20 protein-coding genes are annotated in these 19,124 nt (G+C 63.4%); 12 read left to right on the top strand and 8 right to left on the bottom strand.

Features of this window, described 5'->3' with window-relative positions:
- The first annotated feature begins 6 nt into the window (after positions 1–6).
- Positions 7–822, top strand: coding sequence for a M48 family metallopeptidase (locus RBA40_RS25000; RefSeq protein ID WP_306650852.1), 816 nt, complete (start codon positions 7–9; stop codon positions 820–822).
- 468 nt (positions 823–1,290) lie between these two features.
- On the top strand, positions 1,291–1,827 hold the full coding sequence (locus RBA40_RS24995; RefSeq protein WP_306650850.1) for a gluconokinase: 537 nt from the start codon (positions 1,291–1,293) through the stop codon (positions 1,825–1,827).
- A gap of 10 nt (positions 1,828–1,837) precedes the next feature.
- On the opposite strand, the gene RBA40_RS24990 is transcribed toward RBA40_RS24995, so the two are convergent.
- Positions 1,838–2,305 carry a hypothetical protein gene (locus tag RBA40_RS24990; protein WP_306650849.1) on the bottom strand — a complete coding sequence of 156 codons (468 nt, stop codon included), beginning with the start codon at positions 2,303–2,305 and terminating at the stop codon, positions 1,838–1,840.
- 179 nt (positions 2,306–2,484) lie between these two features.
- On the opposite strand from RBA40_RS24990, the gene RBA40_RS24985 reads away from it, so the two are divergent.
- A complete protein-coding gene (locus tag RBA40_RS24985; protein ID WP_306650848.1) occupies positions 2,485–2,805 on the top strand; it encodes a hypothetical protein in 321 nt (106 codons plus the stop codon).
- Positions 2,806–2,824: 19 nt separating this feature from the next.
- Here the strand turns inward: RBA40_RS24985 and RBA40_RS24980 are convergent, their stop codons facing one another.
- The 5 genes from RBA40_RS24980 to RBA40_RS24960 form a co-directional block, all read right to left on the bottom strand.
- Positions 2,825–3,712: a hypothetical protein gene (locus RBA40_RS24980; protein ID WP_306650847.1), complete on the bottom strand. Its 888-nt coding sequence runs from the start codon at positions 3,710–3,712 to the stop codon at positions 2,825–2,827.
- A 66-nt stretch (positions 3,713–3,778) separates the two neighbouring features.
- On the bottom strand, positions 3,779–4,261 hold the full coding sequence (locus RBA40_RS24975; protein ID WP_306650846.1) for a hypothetical protein: 483 nt from the start codon (positions 4,259–4,261) through the stop codon (positions 3,779–3,781).
- A 278-nt stretch (positions 4,262–4,539) separates the two neighbouring features.
- Entirely contained in the window at positions 4,540–4,962 is a 423-nt protein-coding gene (locus tag RBA40_RS24970) for a hypothetical protein (protein WP_306650845.1), read from the bottom strand.
- 80 nt (positions 4,963–5,042) lie between these two features.
- Positions 5,043–7,406, bottom strand: a complete 2,364-nt coding sequence (locus RBA40_RS24965) for a WG repeat-containing protein (RefSeq protein ID WP_306650844.1) — start codon at positions 7,404–7,406, stop codon at positions 5,043–5,045.
- 158 nt (positions 7,407–7,564) lie between these two features.
- Positions 7,565–8,458: a LysR family transcriptional regulator gene (locus tag RBA40_RS24960; protein ID WP_306650843.1), complete on the bottom strand. Its 894-nt coding sequence runs from the start codon at positions 8,456–8,458 to the stop codon at positions 7,565–7,567.
- A gap of 103 nt (positions 8,459–8,561) precedes the next feature.
- Here RBA40_RS24960 and RBA40_RS24955 point away from each other — a divergent pair, with 103 nt between their 5' ends.
- A complete protein-coding gene (locus tag RBA40_RS24955; RefSeq protein ID WP_306650842.1) occupies positions 8,562–9,551 on the top strand; it encodes an MBL fold metallo-hydrolase in 990 nt (329 codons plus the stop codon).
- 187 nt (positions 9,552–9,738) lie between these two features.
- Here RBA40_RS24955 and RBA40_RS24950 read toward each other — a convergent pair whose 3' ends face one another.
- Positions 9,739–10,953: an MFS transporter gene (locus tag RBA40_RS24950; protein WP_306650840.1), complete on the bottom strand. Its 1,215-nt coding sequence runs from the start codon at positions 10,951–10,953 to the stop codon at positions 9,739–9,741.
- A gap of 135 nt (positions 10,954–11,088) precedes the next feature.
- On the opposite strand from RBA40_RS24950, the gene RBA40_RS24945 reads away from it, so the two are divergent.
- From RBA40_RS24945 to RBA40_RS24915, 7 genes are all read left to right on the top strand, one after another.
- Positions 11,089–12,006 (top strand): LysR family transcriptional regulator, encoded by a 918-nt coding sequence (locus tag RBA40_RS24945; protein ID WP_306650935.1) that lies wholly within the window; start codon positions 11,089–11,091, stop codon positions 12,004–12,006.
- A gap of 91 nt (positions 12,007–12,097) precedes the next feature.
- Positions 12,098–13,318, top strand: a complete 1,221-nt coding sequence (locus RBA40_RS24940) for a hypothetical protein (RefSeq protein WP_306650839.1) — start codon at positions 12,098–12,100, stop codon at positions 13,316–13,318.
- Positions 13,319–13,666: 348 nt separating this feature from the next.
- The gene (locus tag RBA40_RS24935; RefSeq protein ID WP_306650838.1) at positions 13,667–14,890 is read left to right on the top strand and encodes a XylR family transcriptional regulator; all 1,224 of its coding nucleotides are present in this window, start codon (positions 13,667–13,669) and stop codon (positions 14,888–14,890) included.
- Complete coding sequence (locus RBA40_RS24930; RefSeq protein ID WP_306650837.1) at positions 14,890–15,939, top strand: aldose epimerase family protein; 1,050 nt, start codon at positions 14,890–14,892, stop codon at positions 15,937–15,939. Before RBA40_RS24935 ends, RBA40_RS24930 begins: the two co-directional genes overlap by 1 nt.
- A gap of 113 nt (positions 15,940–16,052) precedes the next feature.
- Complete coding sequence (locus RBA40_RS24925; RefSeq protein WP_306650835.1) at positions 16,053–16,313, top strand: hypothetical protein; 261 nt, start codon at positions 16,053–16,055, stop codon at positions 16,311–16,313.
- On the top strand, positions 16,310–16,519 hold the full coding sequence (locus RBA40_RS24920; protein ID WP_306650834.1) for a TrfB-related DNA-binding protein: 210 nt from the start codon (positions 16,310–16,312) through the stop codon (positions 16,517–16,519). The genes RBA40_RS24925 and RBA40_RS24920 overlap by 4 nt, the downstream gene beginning before the upstream one ends.
- A gap of 203 nt (positions 16,520–16,722) precedes the next feature.
- On the top strand, positions 16,723–17,058 hold the full coding sequence (locus tag RBA40_RS24915) for a hypothetical protein (protein WP_306650833.1): 336 nt from the start codon (positions 16,723–16,725) through the stop codon (positions 17,056–17,058).
- Positions 17,059–17,219: 161 nt separating this feature from the next.
- Here the strand turns inward: RBA40_RS24915 and RBA40_RS24910 are convergent, their stop codons facing one another.
- Positions 17,220–17,741: a hypothetical protein gene (locus tag RBA40_RS24910; RefSeq protein ID WP_306650831.1), complete on the bottom strand. Its 522-nt coding sequence runs from the start codon at positions 17,739–17,741 to the stop codon at positions 17,220–17,222.
- Positions 17,742–18,211: 470 nt separating this feature from the next.
- Between RBA40_RS24910 and RBA40_RS24905 the strand changes: the two genes are divergently transcribed.
- A partial coding sequence (locus RBA40_RS24905; protein WP_306650830.1) for a ShlB/FhaC/HecB family hemolysin secretion/activation protein occupies positions 18,212–19,124 on the top strand: 913 nt, incomplete at its 3' end.

Genomic DNA, 19,124 nt, shown 5'->3' with positions numbered 1-19,124 from the left:
AACGCAATGAAATACCAGCCCTCGCTGCCCGAGCATAACGACAATGTGTCGTACGAGCACCCATTGAAGGACTTCATCGTCATCGCGGGCTGGCTGCTGGCGGCCACGCTCCTCATTTTCTGGCTGCTCGGGCTGGCCGTCGATGCCATGGTCGACCGCCTCAGCCACGAAAGCGAAGCGCGCCTGTACGCGCTGCTGCCGGCGAAGGCGATGGAAACCGCACCCGCCGAGCGTGCGCAGCAGGTGCAGCTGCAGGCGCTGGTCGACAGCATGCGCAGCTGCGCCGGCTTGCGCTTGCCGGCCACCATCACGCTGACCAAGTCGGACACGCCCAACGCGGCGGTCGTCCCGGGCGGCAATATCATCGTCTTCAGCGGCTTGCTGGGGCAGGTGCGCTCGGAGAATGGCCTCGCTTTCGTGCTTGCGCACGAGCTGGCGCACATCACCCAGCGCGACCATTTGCGGGCCATGGGACGGGCCATCGTGCTGTTCGGCTTATCGACGCTGCTGACCGGGAGCGATTCGGGTCTGAGCGACTTGCTGGCGCCCGTGAATCACTTGGGGCAGGCCAAGTATTCACGCAACCGCGAAGCGGCCGCCGATGGCGCGGCCCTGCGCATCCTGAACTGCCGCTACGGCCATGCCGGCGGCGCCACCGAGCTGTTTGCCGCCCTGAAGGAGGAGGACGAGGCCTTCGCCGGCTTGTCCCACTACGCTGCCTCGCATCCGGCCATGCAGGACCGCATCGATACGCTCAACGCCGCCATCAAGGCGAACGGGATGAAGCTGGGCCCGGTGCTGCCCTTGCGGCTGGCACGCTGATTTTCTGCCCGAAAAGCGCGCAGCGGCAGATTTGTGTTTGAAAGCAAGGACTTAGCGGGCGGGCGACAGGCTTGTTAACAAACTTATCCACAGTTTCTGTTTGCAAGTTGCACTCCGAACATCATCAGCCCACACTGCCTGAAAAGCGCGCAGCACCGGTCTTTCGTTCATAAACAAGGACTTAGGACGGGAAGGGCTGGCTTGTTAACAAACTTATCCACAGATTCTGTTTGCAACTTGCATCGACGCGGCAACTGTCCACACTGCCCGAAAAGCGCGCAGTGGCATTTTCCTCTTTAAAAGCAATGACTTGGCGCTGTCACACTGTGCTTGTTAACACACTTATCCACAGAATTTGTTTACAACTGTGGACATCGCCAGGGCGTTCTGCAAAAGGTCTTTACAAATTCGGCCAATGCGCTAGACTTCGAGCTCTATGTTAGCGCTAACTTTCGCCTGGACAGCAGAATGATCAATTCAGACAGCAAGCACGGCAACGAGGTTCGCTGGGTGGTGATGGGGGTGAGTGGCTGCGGCAAGAGCACGGTCGGGCAAGCCCTGGCGCATGAACTCGGTGTACCTTTTGTGGAGGGTGATCGGTTTCATCCGGCCGCCAACGTCGCCAAGATGTCCGCCGGCATGGCGCTCGACGATAGCGACCGGGCCGGCTGGCTGGGTGCGCTGCAAGAGCAGATCCGCGATGCCCGGGAACGCGGCGCCGGCCTGGTCGTATCCTGCTCGGCGCTCAAGCGGCGCTACCGCGACCTGCTGCGCCAGGGCGATCCGGCGCTGCGTTTCGCCCACCTGGACGGCTCGCGCGATCTGATCGCAGGGCGCATGCGCGCGCGCGCCGATCACTACATGCCGCCGTCGCTGCTCGAGAGCCAGTTGCGCGACCTCGAACCGCTGCAGGCCGACGAAGCGGGCGTGGTCCTCGACATCGGCATCGCGCCCGTCCAGCAGGTCGCGCACATTCTCGGACAAGGCGCCATCAACGGCGCATGACGGCGCGCTATCAGTCGTCGCTCGCGCCGCGGATGCAGGTGATGTAGACCGTCTCCTTGTCTTCGCTGCCCACTTCGATCATGCCGCCGCCTTTGACGTTGCGTTTATAGTCAGGCCCCTTGACCCTGGCGGCTTTGGCGACTTCTTTCAGCGACACGTTGCTGAACTTGGCGACATAGCCGCCGCCGCCGTTGCCGTCATCTTCGGTCACGCCGATCACCACGGTCCTGAGTCCGAAAATGCTCACGGGCGCCGGCAGGATAATGTTCTCGAAGCTGTTCGGATCCTTCACGAACGTCTTGACCGCATCCGTATAAACCAGTTTCCGTTTGCATTCGATGGCGGCAACCAGATTCGGCGCGGCGCTCTCGAGGTCGGCGAGTTCCTGCGCCGTAGCCTCGGGCAGTTGCGCTTGCGCACTCGCGAAAACCGTGGACAGGGCGACGGCGAGCAGGGTGCGGATCAGGGCGTGGTTCATACAGAATGGACTTTCAAGGTTGTTGAATTGAAATGGGTTACCTAAATTGCAATTCTACGTGCTTTTTCGTCACATGTGGTGATTGTCTTTACGTATCGGGGGAATCTGGAAACCCAGCTCGGGGACTTGCTGGCGGCTTGCCGGGTCATGTATCATTTTCGGACTTTGATGGGGACACGATGAAAACACTGACACTGCTGCCAATGATGTTTGCCCTTGCGGCCTGCGGCAAGCCTGCCGCGCCGGAAAATCCGCTCGACGCCGCCGCCCGCCGCACCTGCATGAACACGATCGAGTCGCGCGCCATCAACAGCAAGTCGGTTTCCTATATCGGCGATACACCGAGTGCCGTCACGCGCGCCGCCAATGGGCAGCTGGAGCTGTCGCTCAAATTCTCCGCCAAGAACGAAATGAATATCGCCTCGACCATGATCGCCCGTTGCGTGGTGAGCGCCGACGGCAAAACGCTGGTCGAAATCGCGGTCAAGGACAGCCGCTAGAGGACTGCCGGAGCACGGGCTAGCGCCGCGCCGGGCAAGCCTGTTTTCCAAGCTGCTCGCCGAGCGCAAGCGCGCCGGCGAAATCGTCGGCCGACAATTGCTCGCCAAAACGGTCACGCAATTGTTCCTGCGTTACCGGCTTCTTGCGTGGTATGGCGGCGGCGATGCTGTAGGCCATCGAGGTTCGCAAGTCGCGCTCCGTGATCTGCCCGGCGTCGTACACGGTCGAGAGCAGGGCCAGCGCAAAATGGTCGCACTGGTCGCCGGCCTGTTTCAGGTAGGCCAGCGCATCGTCTTTCCATTGCTTGACGATCGGGTCGTCGGGATTTTGCGTCAGGTCCACGCTGCGCCCGTACGGGCCTTCCATGTACACATCGATCTGCGCCGCCTTGTTGCCCGAGCGCGCCGCCAGGTTCAGAAAGCTCAGCCGTTCCTGTACCTGGGCCGGAGAGATGCCCACGCACAATGCGGTCAGTTCCTTGCGCTCGGCCTGGAAGGCTGCCAGTTCGGCCGGATCGTTGTAGTCGGGCACCGGGTCCTCGTTGGCCGCGCACACCGATTCGGCCTGGTACACCTCGTAGGCGGCCCTGGCGTCGCCGCTGCGCGCGGCCGCGATGCGCGTGCCGATGTACTGCGCGATGCTCAAGCCGCCAAGCTCGATGACGCGGCCGTTGCGGCCGTAGACCGGGGCCTTTCTTTCCGACAGCATGCCTGGCCCCGGACGGGCGGCGCCCGCCTCGGGCACGGATGAAAACCAGCGCGGCTCTGCGAGCGTGGCGGCGGCGGCAGGCCGGGGGGCCACGACGGGCGCTGGCGCGTCGCCCGCCAGCAGGCCGGTCGCGAGCCAGAGACCAAGGCCGGCGGCGCCAAGGCCGAGACAAATCAACAGGGGCAGGCGTGCATTCATCAGCTTACTCGACGATGGCAGCGCCATGCGGAATGCTCCGCACGGCGCCAGTGCAGGGTTGGTCGTTCAATCCCAGAGGTAGCAATAGTTCTGACTGCGCGTCTTGCTGGCGCTGACCGAACCGGACGATGCAATCACCTTGACCCAGCCGTTCGGCTCCGACGTGGTCGGCACCTCGCCGCAGTTGCTGTGTACCCAGTGAATGCCGGTGCCGCTGGTGTATTTTTTACCGCACAGGCCGAGCCGTTGGTTGACCTTGATGGCAGCGAGTGACGGCGGCATGGTGGACGCGTTCTTGACATGGTCGACGGCGTACACGTTACCGATAGCCACGTCGTAGGTCTTGCCATCCTGGTCGGCGCGCACGTTCAGGCGCGTGTGGGTCAGCTTCACGCCCTCGATGGTGGTCGATGCGGACGCAAACTTGGGCGCACTGACGACGGTGCCGGTAATGTAGGCCCCCTTGTTCGCCGTGCAGGTGGATTGCTCGGAAGCGAATGCGCACAGCGACTGGGACAACAAAAGCAGAGCAAAGATTGATTTGGTCAATTTACTTCTCCTGTTTCATACCTCAAGGGAAGGTGCCGGATGAGCCGGTACCCATAGGTGCACTTGTCAATCAGAGAGCCTTTGTTGTCGGGGAAATCGGTTCTGATTTATACCGCAGAGCAGGAAATAGTATGCATGACAATAGTTTCGACTTTGTGACAAAAGTTGATGGTGAGGCCAAATTTGCAACATGCGGCCGCAGGGGTTGCTTACATGTTATCGTCTCTGGTTGACCTTTTTTCGGGCATGGCGACCGGCTGGCGCCATCTGCACCCGGATTAATCCGCCGTGGCGACGCAGGCGTTGGCCGTGCCGGGGTCCAGTTTCAACCCTGCCAGCAGTGTCTTGCGCGCGCACAGGCCGAGCGCGGGAATGACATGTTCGGGCAGGATGCGCAGCCTGTTCTCCGGCGCGATCTGCGGATAGCAGGCGACGAGCGAGGCATCGACCGCCGCCAGGAACTGCGCGCGCGATACGCCGTAACACTGCAGCTTCTTTTCGCTCAGCGCCTCGCCCTTGGTTGCGCTGCGTGCCCGCATGAAGGCGAACATGGCGTCGGTATCGACCTTGCCTTGCGCATCGCGCGCAAGATTGGCCTGGTCGTTGGCGGCGGGTGGTGTCGCTGCGGCGAACGCGGAGGCGCCGCCGGTCAGGGCTGCGGCGATGAACAGGGAACAGGTGAGGGTGAGGGCAGCGCGCATGGCATGCTTTCGTTAAAGGTGGATGGGAACGCGCCGGTGCTGGCGCGCCGGCGAGCGCTTGGCCGAGGCTATGGTAAGTCTTACGGTGTCGAGGGCGCCAGACTGCGTGCCAGCGCTTCAAGTTCCGGCGTGCGCAGCCACAGCGGAATGTCGGACAATGGCGCGCCTGCGCGCAGGGCGCGTTCGCTGGTGCCGGCGTCGAGCAGGGCGCCCCAGTACGCCGACACGCAGTGCTCATCCCAGCGCTCGGGCGCCGTGGAGCGGTGGGCGTCATGCTTTTTCCAGCGCTTGTCGCCGCCGTACAGCGAGCGGGCCAGCGCCAGGCCGTCCGCGCTCATGCAGACGCTGGGGATTTCGTGGGCGGAGTGGACGTTCTTGCGGATCAGCGCGTCGAGCCGTGCGGGCGTCTGGAAATGCGCGGGCAGGAATGCCAGTGCGCCGGCATTGGCGTTGGTCGCGGCGTCGGCCAGTTCGGCGGTGATCTGTTCTTCCGCGAGCGCCAGGATGCCTTCGGCGGAGTCGGTGACGAGGGCCAGCAGGTCGAGGCCGTCCGGTTCCGCCGCAGCGTCATCCTCGTCTGGCGCGGCCAGGCTGGCGCAGGCGTCGATCGCCAGTTCCAGCGTGGCGACGCTTGGTGCGCACGTGAGCCACAGGTTGCCCCATTCGTCGCCGTCGCCGGTGTCGCCGGTCCAGCTCAGGCCGAGCCACAGGCGGTTCGTTTCAAGCGTGTCGGCGTCGCCGCCGGGCAGCGGTTCGTTCAGGCGGAAAGGCCAGGCGTCCGTCCATTCGTCGGCCGGCCTGCCTGCGAAGTCAGGATCGTCGTCGCTCGGGCCGAATTGCGCCGTCAGCCGCGCCGCCAGGTCCACGTGGATGCGGTCGAGAAGGGCACGGCGCATCTCGTTGAGGAATGGGTAGTAGCCGTTTAATCCTTCGTCGAGGTAGAAGCGGGCGATGCGGCGCCGGGTGCAGACATCATTCGCGATCTGGGCGTCAAGATCGTCATCGTCATCGTCATCGTCGTCATCGTCATCGTCATCGTCTTCCTCTCCGGTATCGATATCGAGTTCGGGATCGCGCGCCAGCCGCTGCAGCTTTTGCTCGGTCTCCAGCAGCATCGCTTTGGCGAAATCGATCAGGTGGTCGGCCGACTTGAGTTCCTCGAACAGGGTTGCGCCCGGAGCGGCGAAGAAGGGGGCCGGTACGGCAATCGCCTCGCCGACGGCGCCGGTCCACAGCAGGCGCGCCTGGTCGTCGTACAGCGCCGCGAACTGGCCATCCGCGCCTTGCTCGCGGCGCAGGCGGTACGCCACGCTGGCATCGCGGTCGAGCATCAGCAGGTCGTCGTCGTTGCCGATGAAGACGGCCAGCGGCGTGTTCGATTCGGTCTCCATGAACATGCCGTCGCTCGATGTCATCGGTTCGATGGCGTTGGCCGGCGCCGGCGTGAACTGGCCATCGGTGCGCACGATGCCCCACGCCGGCAGCAGGTCGGGCTGGCCGTGTTCGCGTTCCCAGGCGTTCGACGCGCGTCCGATGGCAAAACTGTGTGCGTTGAAGTCGGTGCCCCAGTCCATGTTGTTGGAAACGTGGAAGTAGCCGTCACGCGAAATGTACATGCATTCGTCCTGCCGCACCACGCCGTCGACCATGTGCCCGGATAGATGCCGGGCGTCCTTGAAAACGTTCGTGCCGCTCGCATCCAGATAGCCGTTGTCCATCGACCAGCCCTTGCCGCGTTCAATGCAAAACGCCAGGCCATCGGCATTGAATTCCTCCATCCAGTAGTAGCGCGGCCGTACCACCCACTTGCCCGTGGCGTCGATCAAGCCGTGCGCATCGCTTTTCGTCGACGCAGGCGCCACGCCCTCATCGGAAAACTGAAGCGCGCGCTCGAATTGCGGTGCAATGGCCCATGCGCCCTGGCGGTCCAGGTAGCCGAACTTGTCGCGCGGTCCGGTGCTCGCTGCCGCCAGGCCGTTGGCGGTGAACGGCTTGGCAACGAAGAATTCGCCATCGAAGGCGAACTCCCCGCTGGCATCGATGTAACGCCACGACTCCTGCGCGACCAGGACCGCGGCCAGGCCGTGGCGGAAGGGGGCCACGTTGGCCCAGCGCGGGGCGATTGCCGGCTTGCCGCTCAGGTGCATGTAACCCCACTGGCCGTTCTCGCAATAGCGCGCCAGCGTGCCGTCGCCGAAGGCACGGGTGTCGTCCAGTTCGGGCGCGACCAGCCAGTGGCCGCGCGCGTTGATGTAGCCGCAGCGGCCGTTGGCGGCCCTGGCGGCGGCGATCAGGCCACCCTGGCCGTCGTCGGAAAAGGCGCCGATCACATTGACCAGCGCGGGCGACAGGGTGATCACCCGTCCCTCATGGATCATCAGCAGTTCGGAGGGCGCGTCTGCTGCGCGCAGATGGTTGCGGATCAGGATGGGTTGCGTCGGCATGGTGTCTGGGTCGTGTATGAGGAGTGCAAACGCGCACCGGCGCGCTTGTCATTCATGCATTTTACCCGCGCGGCGTGATGAATCATCAAGATAACCGACAGGGTAACGCCAACGCCTTCTTCTTTTCGCGGCAGAACGCGCCCCGGCGCAAAATGGCCTCAGGGCAGTTGCGCGCGCAGCCGTTCGATGGCGAAGTCGGCGAACTGGCGCACGCGCGGCGACAGGTGCAGCGCGTGCGGATACACCACCTGCAGCGGCTCGCTGGGCGCGCTGTACTGCTTGAGCACGCGCACCAGGGAGCCATCGTCCAGATCCGCGCTCACATCCCACAAGGCTTTGTAGAAGATGCCGCCGCCTTCGCGCGCGATGGCCTGGGCGGCGTCGCCGTCGTTGCAGAAGAAGGTGGGCGTGATGGCGGCGGTCACCGGTTTGCCGTCGCGCTCGAACACCCAGTGCCGGGTCGAATCGGCCCGGTACACGATGCAGGCGTGCCGCACCAGATCCTCGGGCGTGAGCGGCTCGCCGTGCCGTTCGATGTAGCCGGGCGAGGCGCACATGATGCGGTAACCGGTGGCGACGGGCCGCGCGATCATGCTCGAATCGTTCAGGTTGCCGAAGCGCAGGGCCACGTCGATGGCCGAGTCGACCAGGTCGACGAAGGCGTCCTCGAGACTCAGTTCGATGCACAGGGCCGGATGCTGGCGCTGGAAGGCGGCCGCGATGCCGCTCAGGTAACGGCGCCCGAAGCCGCGCGGCGCCGCCACCCGCAGCATGCCGGCGATGCTGGTGCGGCTGTCGGTCATGTCGGCCTCGGCATCCTGCACCTCGGCCAGGATGCGGATGCAGCGCTGGTGGAAGCGTGCGCCTTCCTGCGTGAGCGACTGCTTGCGCGTGGTGCGGTTGAGCAGGCGCACACCGAGCCGGTCTTCCAGCGCCGCCATGCGCTTGCTGACCACGGCCAGCGACAAGTCGAGTTCGCCCGCGGCATCGGTCATGCTGCCGGTATGCACCACCCGCGCGAAAATGTTGAGATCGAGTATGTTGTCGATCATCCGATTATCAACGCTGTGAAGATAGACATTGTATTTTTAGCTCATGTATCAATGAAAGTGAAATAAATATAATCGATTTCTTTAACGCTTTCAAGGATGCACCATGAACAACACCGCCATGACCGGCTGTCTCGCCGCCGCTTTCCTCGCGTTCGGCATGCTGGCGCCGCACGCGCTGGCCCAGATCGCACCGGTGAGCAGCATGACGAAGGCCCAGGCTGGCTATTACCATTTCAAGGTGGGCAATGTGAACGTGACGGCCTTGTCCGATGGCACCCTGGCGATTCCGCCGGGCGATCTGCTGACCAACGTGGCGCCCGGGCAAGTGGCCGCGCGCCTGGCGGCGACGTTCCAAGGCACCCATGTCCATGCTTCCGTGAACGCCTACCTGATCGAGAGCGGCAGCCGGCTGGTGCTGGTCGATACCGGCAGCGGCGAGCTGTACGGCCCGACGCTCAACAAACTGGTGGCGTCCCTGCAGGCTGTCGGTTACCAGCCCGGGCAGATCACCGACATCCTGATCACGCATATCCACACCGACCACACGGGTGGGCTGATGAATGGCCAGCGCATGGTGTTTCCCAACGCTACCTTGCATGTCGATGCGCGCGAGCTGGACTACTGGATGAGCGCCACCAACCGCGCCAGGGCGCCCGACAACAAACGCCAGCACTTCGACGAGGCGTTGATGAAGGTAAGGCCGTATGTCGATGCCGGCCAGGTCAAGCCCTTCCACGGCGCCACGCAACTCGTTCCCGGCCTGCGCTCGGTGCCGAGCTACGGCCACACGCCGGGGCACAGTTTTTACGTGCTTGAAAGCGGCGGCGAGAAACTGGTGTTCTGGGGCGATTTGCTGCACGTGGCCGAAGTGCAGATGCCGGACCCGGCGGTTACCATCGTGTTCGATGTCGACCCGGTAGCCGCGGCTGCCGAGCGCAAGCGCGCGTTTGCCGAAGCGGCCAGGGAAAAATACTGGGTGGCGGGCGACCACATCGCCTTTCCGGGCGTAGGCCGCCTGCGCGCCGATGGCGACGGCTATCGCTGGGTGCCGATGCCGTACATGAACGACCACGTTGCGCCAGCGGCCAAATAATCAGGGGAGGGGAAACTGGTGCCCGGTGTTGAGGCCACCGGACTAGCCTGTCGCCGCATGCCAAAGGCGGCGTACACTTGCAGCGTATGCGCTTGACGGCAGCGCGACGCGATCTGCATCTATCGCGCTAGCTCGCCTGCGCGCGAAGCTTGTGGTAGACAAATCGCGCCGGACTGCGCGACATCGTTCATTTGCTCGTTTGGATCGCCGGGGCGGGCCGCAATTCCGACAGCCACAGGCCCAGTCCCAGCGCCGGAAATGCCATCCCGGCGAGCAACACGGCGTGCCAGCCATAGCTCGCCAATACCCATCCGCCGAGTGCCGATCCGAGCGCACCGCCGGCGAAGAACAGCGCCAGGTAAATCGCGTTCAGGCGGCTGCGCACCTCGGGCGCCATGCCGAAAATGGCGCGCTGGCCCAGCACCAGGCTGGCCGCCACGCCCATGTCCAGAATGATGGATGCCACCACCAGCACCGCCAGCGCCACGTCGCGCGCTCCGGGAATCAGCAACGGCAGGGCAAAGGCAATCACGCCAAGCGACAGGGCGACACCGGTCGCCGGCAGGGTTTTCCCGGCGTCGGCCAGGCGGCCGGCAATCGGCGAGGCGATGGCGCCGGCCATGCCCACCAGCGCAAAAATCGCGATGCCCGTCTGCGACAGTTGAAATTGCGGGCCGGACAGCATCATCGGCGTGACTGTCCAGAACAGGCTGAATGCACCGAACAGGCCGGCCTGATAGGCGGCGCGGCGGCGCAGCAGCGGGGTGGTCTTGAACAGGGTCCACAGCGAGCCGATCAGGCGCGCATACGGCAGCGTCGACTCTGGCACCCGCTGCGGCAGCTTGACGCGCAGCACGGCGGCCAGCACCAGGATTAGCACGGCGGCGCCGCCGAACACCACGTGCCAGTTGCTGGCGTCGGCCACCAGGCTGGCCACCGGACGCGCCAGCATGATGCCCAGCAGCAGGCCGCTGACGACCTTGCCCACCACCTGGCCGCGCGTCGCTTCCGGCGACAGATGGGCGGCAAACGGCACCAGCACTTGCGCGGCGACCGAACCCAAACCGATGGCCAGCGCCGCCGCCAGGAACACCCAGCCGGCGGTACTGAAAGCCGCGGTGAGCAGAGCAATGGCGGTCAGCAGCAGTGCGCCGATCACCAGGCGACGGTTTTCCAGCACATCGCCAAGCGGCACGATGAACAGCAGGCCGATGGTGTAGCCGATCTGGGTGAGGGTGACGATCAGGCCGGCGGCCCCGGCGGACAAGCCAGTGGCGCGGCTGATCGGCCCCACCAGCGTTTGCGCGTAGTACAGATTGGCCACGATCAAGCCGGCGGCGACCGCCAGCAGCAGCACCATGCCGGACGACATGGCGCCTGCGTGTTCGGTGTTCGGTTTCATATTGCATCCTCAAAAATCAACTCGCGTTGAACTGAGGACATTGTAGACAAAACAGCTCAGGTGATTATATGCTCATAATGCGCCTATACTTTTCATATTATGTGAACAATCGATCGGAGAAGCCGCTTGGACAAGGTGAAAGCAATGCACACGTTCGTGCGGATCGTGGAGGCGAACAGCTTTTCGCGTGCGGCCGAAAGTCTGCGCCTGCCGCGCGCTTCGCTCACGGCAACGATGAAGAACCTGGAATCCTTTCTCGGCCGCCAGCTACTCCAGCGCACCACCCGCAAGCTCTCGCTGACGCCCGACGGCGCGCAATATTACGCCCACTGCATCGAGATCCTGGCCGCGATCGACGCCTCCGAGCAACCGTTTTTCGGCGCCGGTTCGACCCGGCCCAAGGGCAAGCTGCGGATCGACCTGCCGTCGGCGGTGGCGCGGCACGTGATCCTGCCGCACATTGCCGCCTTTCATGAAGCGTATCCCGACGTCGAACTGGGCATCAGTATCACCGACCGCCTGGTCGACATGATTCGCGATGGCATCGATTGCGCGGTGCGGGTGGGGCAGTTGCAGGATTCCTCGATGATCGGGCGCCAGATTGGCGAGATGCGCTTTGTCACCTGCGCCGCGCCATCCTATCTGGCACGCCATGGCGTGCCAAAGAGCATTACGGATCTGCATGCGCATCGCAGCGTGGTGCATTTTTCCGCGCGCACGGGGCGGCCCTTCGACTGGGATTTCGTGGTGGGCGACACGGTGACAAGAATCGCCATCAGCGGCCCGATTGCGGTCAACGATGCCGGCGCCAACCTCATCTGCGCCTTGCAGGGGCTGGGGCTGACGCAGGCCGCCACCTACCAGGTACGCAGGCACCTGGCCGACGGCTCGCTGGTGCAGGTGCTGGCGGACACGCCGCCCACGCCCATGCCGGTGTCGCTGCTGTACCCGCAGGGGCGCATGGCGGCGCCAAAGCTGGCCGCGTTTGCCGGGTGGCTGACGGCGCTGTTCGACAGCGACCCGGATCTGGCGGTAGCCGCCAGACAGCGGTGAATGAAGAATGGGAGGATGATCAGGCCAGGCATATGGTTTATTGTTATACATCATGCAATAATGATTTCCCAATACTTTTCAGATGGCGGCCATGATCCCGATCCTTCGTTCCTTCCGAGTCCATCCCTTGTGCCTGCTTATTTCGGGCGTCTTGCTCAGCGCCTGCCACGGTTCGTCCGACAGCACACCTGCGCCTGTCACGCCACCGCCGCCTGAACCACCTGTCAAGCTCCTGGGCGAAAGCATGGTCGGAAAGCAGTTCATGCCGGGCGGTATCGCGGTCGATGCAGCGGGCACCATCTACGTCGGCAACGGTTTGCCGGCGCAACTGCCGCCCTCGGGCCCCGCGGAGGCAACCATTGAAGTCGTGAAGGTTTCGCAAACCGGTACGGTTTCTCCCTTCATCAATCAAACCAGCATCTATACCGGCGCGGGCCCTGCGGTGGCTCCGGGACAGGTCGTTCAACTGGTCTTCAATTCCACCACCCAGACCCTGTATGCGCTCGACATGGGTATGGACTCATCCTATTCTCTTGGCGTCATCCGTCCGATCAGCGCCGCTGGCGTGGTCGGCACGCTCCGCCTGGCGGATACGCCGACCCATGCGAATTACAGCCCGGTGCCCACCACCATCGCGCAGCGTCCGGTCGCGCTGGCAATCGGCCCGGACGGTGCGCTTCATGCCTACGGGGCCGGCTACCATGCCCCGTCCAGCACCCCCACTGTTGGCTCGTACAGCGTGAGCTTCAATGGCTGGCAGACCGTCAATCCCGACGGCAGCGGGCGGCTTGTGTATTCGCAGGAATCGGGCCACTCGTCACCCGGCAGGCACGACCCGCGTGGCCCATTTACGTATACGTATCCCGCCGATCTTGGCGCGACAGCGGGACGGCTGGGCCGTAACGATGGCGGCCTGGCCGTCGACAGCGCGGGCAATGGCTACATCGCCGACACGGCCCGCCATGCCATCATCAAGGTCACCCCGACCGGAAGCGCCAGCATTTTTGCCGGCGCCGTGACGGAGGCGGGCAGCGCCGACGGCACCGGTACGGCTGCACGCTTCAATCAGCCGACCCAGTTAGTGGTGGACAAGGTCGCCAATGTGTTCGTGCTCGACCGCGGCAATGCGACGGTTCGCAAGATCACGCCCGCCGGCGTGGTTACGACGGTCCTGGGCGTGGCCGGGCAAGCGCAGACCAAAACCGGCGAGTTGCCCGGTGGGCTGGGAGCGCCGATGGGCCTGGCGATGGATGCGGATGGCCGTTTGTATGTGACCGTGGACAAGGGTGTCGTGCGCGCCAAACTGCCATAGGCGTCCTGGCAAAGCGCCGGCATGGGGACTGAGGCTGCGCGCGGGTGCCCGAAGTGCGCAGTTCCCCGCCCCGCAAGCGGCAAGCGCTTGCGCTTCCCATCCCATCCCGCGAACCATGCGGCGCGCTATGCGACGCGCTATGCGACACGCTGCCTTCACCGAGAATCGCTACGCCGCTTGGTGATTTTCATAATTGAAACTCCGTTCCGTTGCTTGCAGAATGAGCCGCAGCCCCGCTACACCGTCCAGTTCATTGATACTAAAGCAATTAGTTTTGGCTATACAATCAATAAAGGAAGCGCTCCCGATAAAGAGGTGCGCCAGCGGGGCTTAAGGAGACAATCGACCATGTTGATGCCAAAATCGCATCGAATCGCATTGCTGTTTAACGCAAACAAGATTTTCGATCGTGAAGTTATTGAAGGAATCGCTGCTTATCTGTCGAGCACGCGCAGCTCGTGGGACCTGTTCCTGGAAGAGGACTTCCGCCTGCGCCTGCCCGGCATCGAAGACTGGCAGGGCGACGGCGTGATCGCCGATTTCGACGACCCGGCGGTCGCCGCCGCCCTCGCGCGCAGCCGCATTCCGGTGGTTGCCGTGGGCGGCTCGTACGAAAACGTCAACGCTTACCCGGCCGGCGTGCCCTACGTCGCCACCGACAATTTCAAGCTCATCAAACTGGCTTACGAACACCTGATCGAAGCCGGCCTGCGCCACTTCGCCCTGTTCAGCCTGCCCGAAGCGCAGGAAAACCGCTGGGCCCAGGAACGCGAAAACGCGTTCCGCAGCCTGATGCGGCGCGACCGCATGGAAGCCGAAGTCTTTCGCGGCCAGGGCACCAGCGCGCCGTCGTGGGACGAAGCGGTGCAGCAGCAGATCAACTGGCTGCACAGCCTGCCCAAACCGTGCGGCATCATCGCCGTGACCGATGCCAGGGCGCGCCAGCTGATGCAGGCCTGCATGATCGCCGGCATCGAAGTGCCGGAACAGGTGGCCCTGATCGGCATCGACAACGACCCGCTGGCGCGCATGCTTACCCGCATTCCGCTCAGTTCCGTGATCCAGGGCGCGCAGGAAATGGGCCGCGCCGCTGCCCATTTGCTCGACCAGATGCTGCACGGCGCGCGCCTGGCCGATACGCGCATCCTGGTGCCGCCGGCCGGCATCAACGTGCTGGCGTCGAGCAAGCACGAACCGGCCAAGCATCCGCACGTGATGCGCGCGCGCCACTTCATCCGCCAGTACGCCTGCCAGGGCATCAAGACCGGGCAGGTGGCCGATTACGTCGGCATTTCGCGCTCGTCGCTGGAATCGTATTTCCGCCAGGAGCTCGGCTGCAGCGTGCATGACGAAATCCTGCGCTTCCGCCTGGACGCGGCGATTGCCATCCTCGGGCGCGGCGACTGCAACCTGGCCAATGTGGCGCTCAGCTGCGGCTTCACGTCGAGCCAGTACATGCACTCGGTGTTCAAGCGCGAGCTTGGCTGCACCCCGCGCGCCTACCAGGACCAGGCCCTGCAAGGCCAGGCCGAGCCGGCACCGGACCCCCAATTTCAACATGCAGATTCGTAATGACGACCAACCAATTCCTTGCCACACCCCCGCTGCGCGCCGCAGACCAGCTGTTCACCCTGCGCAACGCCAACGACATGTGCCTGACCATCAGCGAGCGCGGGGCGGCGCTGGTGTCGTGGTGGGCGCCGGACCGGTACGGCAAGGTGGCCGACGTGCTGCTCGGCTATCGCGACGCGCATGGCTATGCCGATAACAGCGCCTATTTCGGCGCCGTGATCGGACGCTGGGCCAACCGCATCGCGCAGGGCCGCTTCATGCTCGACGGCGCGCCGGTGCAGGCGGCCGTGAATGACCGCGGCAACCATCTGCACGGCGGCGACGATGGCTTTCACAAGGCGCGCTGGAAGCTGAGCGCATCGAACGCGGGCGTGTCGCTGCGTCTTAGCTCGCCCGATGGAGACGGCGGATTTCCCGGCAAGCTCGACGTGCAGGTGCATTACCGTCTCGATGACGAAGGCCGCCTGACGATCGACTTCGAGGCGGTGTCGGACGCGCCGACTCCGGTCAACCTGACCGCGCATCCGTATTTCAACCTGAATGGCGGCAGCGCCGACGTGGGCGACCACATGCTGCAGATCGATGCCGATTTTTATCTCGAGACCGACCCGGGCGGCATTCCGGTCGGGGTGGCGGCGGTGGGCGGCACGCCGTTCGACTTCCGTCAGCCGGCCGCGATCGGGCCGCGCCTCGGCTGGCCGGATGCGCAGATTCGCCTGGCGGGCGGCTTCGATCACTGTTACTGCGTCAAGCCGCATGCGATGGGCAGGGCCGGGCCGCTGCGCGAGGTGGCGCGCGTGGTCGACCCGGGATCGGGGCGGCGCCTGCAGGTGTCGACCACCGAGCCGGGATTGCAGTTCTACAGCGGCAACTGGCTCGATGGCGTGCAGGGCCGGGCGGAACGGCCGTACGCGCGGCACGACGGGTTTTGCCTGGAAGCGCACGCGTATCCGGATCAGTTGAACGGGCAGTGTGCGTCGGCGGTGATTCTCAGGCCGGGGCAGGTGTACCGTCAGACGACGGTGTACCGGCTGTCGCTGCAATCCTAGCCGGGCGCCCAGCCAAACCGTCCAGCTTTTGCGCAGCACCGCTTTAACGCCGTTGCCGGCTTTTCCCCGAACTTCGGACGCGTACTTGCTTGCAGCCTTGTTTGCGCATATTCTTGAGCCGGCTGGTTCTGAATAACACCAAAAAGTCCACCCAACGGATGGCAAAAGCACCCTTTATCGAAGATCACCCATTGACACACTTGCTCAAAGCGGCGGAAGTCAGCCGCAGGTTCCCCGCACGGCTGGCGCGCAAGCACATCAACCTGAAGCACATCAAAGTACGGTGGGCCATGAAAACGGTAGGTGCCGCCAGGTCGCTCATTGATGCCGACCCGGTGCGCCTGGGCGCCATGACGGCGCGAGTGTTTCGATGACGCCGGCCCAATTCGATGTGGTCGCCGAACTGCTCGGCTCGCGCGATCCGGCCCGTGCGGCAGCGCGCCTGGTGCTGATCGAAGGAGCAACAACCACGGCGGCCGCAGAGCGGTGCGGCTTGTCCTCGCAGTCCGTTTCCAATGCAGTCGCGCGATTCAAGACAGCGGACGAAAAGATCATCGCAGCGTACAAGAAAACATTGTAAATAATGCTGCAATGTAACGTCTAGACATCTATAATGGTTGTCAGAAGTACACTTCTGCGCGGCGACACTGGAAAATCATTCTTCATGATTGTGGGCCAGCGGATCTGGAATTCGTTGAAAACGATGGCGACTTTCGCAGCACCGTTTGCATCGGGTGCAGTCGATGAGTGCTGTCCCACCACTTTCCAACACCAGGAGAATGAATGCCACGTTTAAATATTCGCCGTGACCAGACTGGGGCAGCTGTCCAGCCAGTACCGCAAGGGCAACCTTCCCGGGTTCGGGTCGCGCGTGTCAGCTTTCCTAATGCGCTTACTGGGATTGTTTCTGAGCATCAAGACATCATCTGGCGCACCGCGCAGGGCGTGACGGGCCTGCATCGATCGACCCGGGTCCGTAACATGCCTGCAGGTGCGATTGGCTACATCCACAGTATCAATAACGTGTGTATCGCCGTAAGCCGGTTAGACCCAAGGACCGGTACGATCGAACTGGTAGGTGGCGTCGGGCATGTCAACTCCGGCATGCACATTTTTTGACAGGCATTCGAGTGGCTTGATGGCCGACAAATTGCTCCTCGCAGCGTCGGCCTTTTCGTCCGGCCAGGAAGGGAAGATGGTCCGGGTGCCGTGGCACCGCCTGGCCTGCTGTCCCCACTGGCGATCGATCCAAGGCGCGGCATGGACCGGTAGCGGCTGACTCATATCGCGGATGAAGTCGGAACGCGTTTGACATTCGGTAGCGCTTCGTTTTGAAGCCAGACAATGAATTTCTTCATGTCAGCTTCGCCACCCCGTCGCATCAGACGGACTTTAATCAGCCGTAACAAACCCTGCTCACTATAGCCATGCAGCACGGTGCCGGGAATGACTGCGTAATCGACGCCGGACAAGCGTTTTTCCCGCTCGCTGACGGCGGGTGACATGATCGCCCGCACATCTTCTTCCACGATCCAGACCATGTTGTCCACCAGGCACAAGCGGATCTGAGCGCCGTAGTACGCGTAATAGCGGCCATTCCATTTTTCGCAGGCCGAGCGGCGCGCCGAGCGCCTGATCGCCGGCACGATATTGATGAAATCGGCGGCAAAATGCATGCACCCGCCCACACACCACAAAATCAATACAAGCGGCAGCATCGCGCCGAAAAAGCCGCCCAATGGCATGGCGATCAGCCAGCCGAGCGCAAAGTAGAAGACAAGTCGAATCGAGAGATGAAGCATGGCGCGCACTTGCCGTCATTGCGGCATTTTCAAATAATCAAAGTTTGTTCGCCGGGCCCGGCAGCGATCCGCAGCCCGAAAACCACACATCATACAACTCGATGGGCAAAGCGGGCCGGCCGCACGTGCGGCGCGCGCTGCGTTGCGCCTCCCAATGAAGGCCCAGGTGGGACGCGTCAGTGCACGGGAATACCAGCCCGACAGACCTCGCGGACCATCGCACGGAAGTCGCGACGACTGTGCAACATGTCGATTACCCCCGAAAGCAACACATTGCCGATATCCGTGCTGTCCGTACGGTTGCGTACGGATCAAATATTGCATTGGAGTAAAATTTTCAATGTAGAAGATGGCATCCGGTTAGCATGTAAAGGGGCAGTTTCATGTTATATAACAAAATATTACCCATTGCGTTGTCCGCCTTGGTCCAGGCAGTCGCTTCGGCGCAGGCGCCCACCGCCGGCAGCCAGATGCAGCAAATTCCCGCCCCCCCGACGGTGCCCAAGAGCGAGCCGGTGATACGCATCGACGCGGACACCAAGCCCGGGCCGAGCGCGGCGGACCAGGTGAAGATCGTCGTCGACAGCCTGCGCCTGACGGGCACGCGCGCCTATCCGGAGGCGGAACTGCTCGCCCTCACAGGCTTCAAGCCGGACAGCGAATTGACCATGTCCGAGCTGATGCGCATGGCGGCGGCAATCCGTGCGCGCTACCACGGCGATGGCTATTTGCTGGCGCAGGTCTTTTTGCCGGCGCAAGACATCAAGGACGGCGCCGTGACCATGACGGTCATGGAAGGCCAGTACGGCAAGATCGCGGTGCGCAACACTTCCAGGCTGTCGGATCAATTTGTCCATAGCCAGTTGGCGGGCCTCGATAGCGGCGACGTTGTCACCAGCGCGCCGCTCGAGAGCCGGCTTTTGCGGCTCTCGGACATTCCCGGCGTCAATATCAAATCGACCCTGGTGCCGGGCGCATCGCTCGGCACGTCCGACCTGATCGTCGATGTCACGCCCGGGAAGTCGATGTCCGGAAGCGTCGATGCCGACAACGCGGGCAACCGCTACACTGGCCAATACCGGATTGGCGCCAATCTCAACGTCAACGAGCTGCTGGGCATGGGTGACGTGCTCGGCGTGTACGTGCTCACATCCGGGGCGGGCTTGAACTATGCGCGCGTCGCTTACCAGATGCAATTTGGCAAGGCACGGGCGGGTGCGGCGTACAGCATGTTGCGCTACAAACTGAGCGAGGAATTTGCCCCATTGCACGCCCACGGCCGGGCCGGCATCGCCAGCGTGTTTGTCAGCTACCCGCTGGTGCGCACGCGCAACAGCAACCATTCCATGCTGCTTGCCTACGACGACAAGCGCTTCCACGACC

The organism is Massilia pseudoviolaceinigra (assembly GCF_030846505.1).
GTDB classification, from domain to species: Bacteria; Pseudomonadota; Gammaproteobacteria; order Burkholderiales; family Burkholderiaceae_D; genus Telluria_A; species Telluria_A violaceinigra.
The sequence above is the reverse complement of the archived record's forward strand: the minus strand, read 5'-3'. Positions and strand labels throughout refer to the sequence as shown.

Bases quoted from the DNA above. Each gene is read 5' to 3' on its own strand.
- RBA40_RS24920 (WP_306650834.1), top strand. From the start codon at position 16,310: ATGACGCCGGCCCAATTCGATGTGGTCGCCGAACTGCTCGGCTCGCGC.
- RBA40_RS24915 (WP_306650833.1), top strand. From the start codon at position 16,723: ATGCCACGTTTAAATATTCGCCGTGACCAGACTGGGGCAGCTGTCCAG.
- RBA40_RS24955 (WP_306650842.1), top strand. From the start codon at position 8,562: ATGAACAACACCGCCATGACCGGCTGTCTCGCCGCCGCTTTCCTCGCG.
- RBA40_RS24965 (WP_306650844.1), bottom strand. From the start codon at position 7,406: ATGCCGACGCAACCCATCCTGATCCGCAACCATCTGCGCGCAGCAGAC.
- RBA40_RS24960 (WP_306650843.1), bottom strand. From the start codon at position 8,458: ATGATCGACAACATACTCGATCTCAACATTTTCGCGCGGGTGGTGCAT.
- RBA40_RS24940 (WP_306650839.1), top strand. From the start codon at position 12,098: ATGATCCCGATCCTTCGTTCCTTCCGAGTCCATCCCTTGTGCCTGCTT.
- RBA40_RS24935 (WP_306650838.1), top strand. From the start codon at position 13,667: ATGTTGATGCCAAAATCGCATCGAATCGCATTGCTGTTTAACGCAAAC.
- RBA40_RS24910 (WP_306650831.1), bottom strand. From the start codon at position 17,741: ATGCTTCATCTCTCGATTCGACTTGTCTTCTACTTTGCGCTCGGCTGG.
- RBA40_RS24985 (WP_306650848.1), top strand. From the start codon at position 2,485: ATGAAAACACTGACACTGCTGCCAATGATGTTTGCCCTTGCGGCCTGC.
- RBA40_RS24980 (WP_306650847.1), bottom strand. From the start codon at position 3,712: ATGAATGCACGCCTGCCCCTGTTGATTTGTCTCGGCCTTGGCGCCGCC.
- RBA40_RS24970 (WP_306650845.1), bottom strand. From the start codon at position 4,962: ATGCGCGCTGCCCTCACCCTCACCTGTTCCCTGTTCATCGCCGCAGCC.
- RBA40_RS24995 (WP_306650850.1), top strand. From the start codon at position 1,291: ATGATCAATTCAGACAGCAAGCACGGCAACGAGGTTCGCTGGGTGGTG.
- RBA40_RS24990 (WP_306650849.1), bottom strand. From the start codon at position 2,305: ATGAACCACGCCCTGATCCGCACCCTGCTCGCCGTCGCCCTGTCCACG.
- RBA40_RS24930 (WP_306650837.1), top strand. From the start codon at position 14,890: ATGACGACCAACCAATTCCTTGCCACACCCCCGCTGCGCGCCGCAGAC.
- RBA40_RS24950 (WP_306650840.1), bottom strand. From the start codon at position 10,953: ATGAAACCGAACACCGAACACGCAGGCGCCATGTCGTCCGGCATGGTG.
- RBA40_RS25000 (WP_306650852.1), top strand. From the start codon at position 7: ATGAAATACCAGCCCTCGCTGCCCGAGCATAACGACAATGTGTCGTAC.